The sequence below is a fragment of the Intrasporangium chromatireducens Q5-1 genome (assembly GCF_000576575.1).
GTDB classification, from domain to species: domain Bacteria; phylum Actinomycetota; class Actinomycetes; order Actinomycetales; family Dermatophilaceae; genus Intrasporangium_A; species Intrasporangium_A chromatireducens.
In genome coordinates this window covers 1-2,827 of record NZ_AWQS01000365.1, presented here as the reverse complement: position 1 = coordinate 2,827, position 2,827 = coordinate 1, and the positions used below count along the sequence as shown (strand labels likewise).

Here is a 2,827-nt window from a genome sequence, read left to right as displayed (position 1 = left end):
ACTGAGCGCAAACTCCGGTCGCGAACCGTCGGGAGCGGCAGCACCCGTGACCGTGCCGGAGGACCCGCCCGGGGCAACCTGTGCGTCCGCGCGCTGCGGATGCACCGCGACGACCTACACTCACGTTCAGTGAGAGGAGGGGCATGGCCGGTCTGATCAACAGCGACGACATCACCACCGTCAAGGAGCGGTCCTCGCTGGAGGACATCGTGCGCGAGCACGTCACGCTGCGCCGGTCCGGGTCCCGCCTCGTCGGGCTGTGCCCCTTCCACGACGAGAAGAGCCCGTCCTTCGGGATCAACCCCGCCGCCGGCTTCTACCACTGCTTCGGTTGCGGGGAGGGCGGCGACGTCATCTCCTTCGTCCAGAAGGTCGAGAACCTCTCGTTCACCGAGGCCGTCGAGCGGCTCGCCGACCGGCTCGGGGTGCAGCTGCGCTACGAGGGCGGGGGTGGTCGCCCCCGGGAGGAGACGCACGGCCGGCGGTCGCGACTCGTCGAGGCGCACCGGGTCGCCGAGGAGTTCTACACTGACCTGCTCCTGCACCACCAGGCCGCTCGCCCCGGCCGGGACTTCCTGCGGGCCCGCGACTTCAACAGCGCACACGTCAAGCAGTTCGGCGTCGGCTTCGCCCCTCGTGGGGGTGAGGAGCTCGTCCGGCACCTGCGGGGCAAGGGCTTCAGCGACGACGAGCTCGTCATCGGCGGCCTCGCCGGCCGGGGCAGCCGCGGTCTCTACGACCGTTTCCGCGGCCGGCTCATGTGGCCGATCCGCGACATCACGGGCGACACCATCGGGTTCGGGGCGCGGCGGATCTTCGACGACGACCGGATCGAGGCGAAATACCTCAACACCGCCGAGACGCCGATCTACAAGAAGTCGTCCGTGCTCTACGGCCTCGACCTCGCTCGCAAGAAGATCTCCGCCGAGCGACGGGCCGTCGTCGTCGAGGGCTACACCGACGTGATGGCCTGCCACCTGGCCGGGGTCGAGACGGCCGTGGCGACGTGCGGCACGGCCTTCGGTGCCGACCACATCCAGATCCTGCGCCGCCTGATGCGTGACGAGCCGGGTGTGGCACCGGCTCGCGTCGTCTTCACCTTCGACGGCGACTCGGCGGGGCAGAAGGCAGCGATGCGTGCCTTCCGCGACGACCAGAAGTGGGCATCGCAGTCGTTCGTCGCGGTCGAGAAGTCCGGCAAGGACCCCTGCGAGCTGCGCCAGTTCGAGGGCGACCCCGCCGTCGCGGCCCTCATCGAGGACGCCGTCCCGATGTTCGAGTTCGCGGTCCGCACCACAATCGACCGGTTCGACCTCGGCACCGCGGAGGGGCGGGTGCAGGCACTGCGGGCCGTCGCACCGATCGTGGCCTCGATCCGCGACCGGTCCCTGCGTCCCGAGTACACGCGCGAGGTCGCCGGCATGCTGGGGGTCGAGGTCGAGCAGGTGGCCCGAGAGGTCAGCCGCGCCGGCAAGGTCACGGTCCAGGACGACCGGGCTGAGCGGCATACGCCGTCCTGCGAGGAGGTGGCCGAGCCGGGCCCGGGGGAGGGGCAGCTGCCGATGCCTGATCCCCGCGACCCCGTCGTCGCCGCGGAGCGGCAGCTGCTCCAGGTGCTGCTCCAGTTCCCGAGCGTCCTGCGGCCCGGGGCCGTCGACCTGCTGACGCCCGAGTCGTTCTCGGCGCCCGCCCACCGGGCCGTCTTCGACGGGATCCGGACGGTGCATGCCGCGGGTGGCTCGCCGTCGGGGCAGGCGTGGATGTCCGGCGTGACGCAGGCGGCTCCGACCGCCGTCGCGGGGCTCATCAGCGAGCTCGCCGTCGCCTCCGTCCCGACGCGGATGGACCCGCTGACCGGGCTGCCGACCTCGCGCTACGTCGAGGAGCTCTTTGCCCGGGTGCGCACCATCAGCCTGACCCGACGGATCTCCGACGCGATGAGTGAGCTGCGGCGCCTCGAGCACGCCGAGAGCCCCGACCACGACCGGTCGCGCGAGCTCGGAGTCACGCTCCAGGGCCTGCAGCGAGAGCTCGCCGCGATCAAGGAAGGGATGAGCTGATGCCACTGTTCCGACGGCGGGGCGAGGGCCGGGCAGGCGTGCTGCGCCAGGCGGTCCCCCTCGGCCATGGGGAGCAGCTGCTCGCGTGGGCCGAGGACGAGCAGAGCGGCGGCCACGTCGTCGTGACGACCCACTCGCTGGCGTTCGTGGACGCCGACTGGCACCTCGTGTGGCGACGGCCGTGGCACGAGGTGGACGGCGCGACGTGGCACCCCGACTCGGACCGGCTCACCGTGACGTGGGTCGACGGGCAACCCCCGGCCGAGTGGCTCATCCGCGAGTCCGCACTGTTCAAGCAGGGCCTTCGGGAGCGGGTGCAGGCGAGCGTCGTGCTCGCCGACGAGTTCCGCACTGCCAGCCGCCGTCGCGTGCGGGTAGTGATCCGCCAGGACCTCGCCACGGGGCGCCTGCTCGAGCAGATCATCGGCGGCCGTGGCACCGACCTGACCGACCCGTCGGTGCGGGCCGAAGCGGAGCAGCGGCTGCACGTTCTGCGCTCGGAGGTCGGCCGCTGAGGGCCGGGGCGACCCCGGCCCGCGTGGGTGGTCGGAGTCTCTCCGAGGGCCCCCGCGAGGACCCTCTGGCGGGCCCGCGAGGGGCGTGCCTGCCGATTTAATGCTCGGCCGATTCCTTTGCTATGGTTGCCCGGCAGCGATCCCCTGTAGCTCAACTGGCAGAGCAGCCGGCTGTTAACCGGCAGGTTGTTGGTTCGAGTCCAACCGGGGGAGCCAGCACGACGAAGGGCGGTCCCGATCGGGACCGCCCTT

The 2,827-nt window shown here is 71.6% G+C and carries 2 protein-coding genes and 1 tRNA gene; all 3 read left to right on the top strand.

Annotation, left to right across the window (positions count from 1 at the left end; genetic code table 11):
* The first annotated feature begins 143 nt into the window (after positions 1–143).
* The 3 genes from dnaG to N864_RS21035 all read left to right on the top strand — a co-directional run bounded on the left by dnaG (position 144) and on the right by N864_RS21035 (position 2,791).
* The gene (gene dnaG, locus N864_RS21045; protein ID WP_034722012.1) at positions 144–2,060 is read left to right on the top strand and encodes a DNA primase; all 1,917 of its coding nucleotides are present in this window, start codon (positions 144–146) and stop codon (positions 2,058–2,060) included.
* A complete protein-coding gene (locus tag N864_RS21040) occupies positions 2,060–2,575 on the top strand; it encodes a hypothetical protein (RefSeq protein WP_034722009.1) in 516 nt (171 codons plus the stop codon). The genes dnaG and N864_RS21040 overlap by 1 nt, the downstream gene beginning before the upstream one ends.
* A gap of 140 nt (positions 2,576–2,715) precedes the next feature.
* Positions 2,716–2,791 (top strand) — tRNA-Asn (locus N864_RS21035).
* Positions 2,792–2,827: the final 36 nt, after the last annotated feature.

Bases quoted from the DNA above. Each gene is read 5' to 3' on its own strand.
- dnaG (WP_034722012.1), top strand. From the start codon at position 144: ATGGCCGGTCTGATCAACAGCGACGACATCACCACCGTCAAGGAGCGG.
- N864_RS21040 (WP_034722009.1), top strand. From the start codon at position 2,060: ATGCCACTGTTCCGACGGCGGGGCGAGGGCCGGGCAGGCGTGCTGCGC.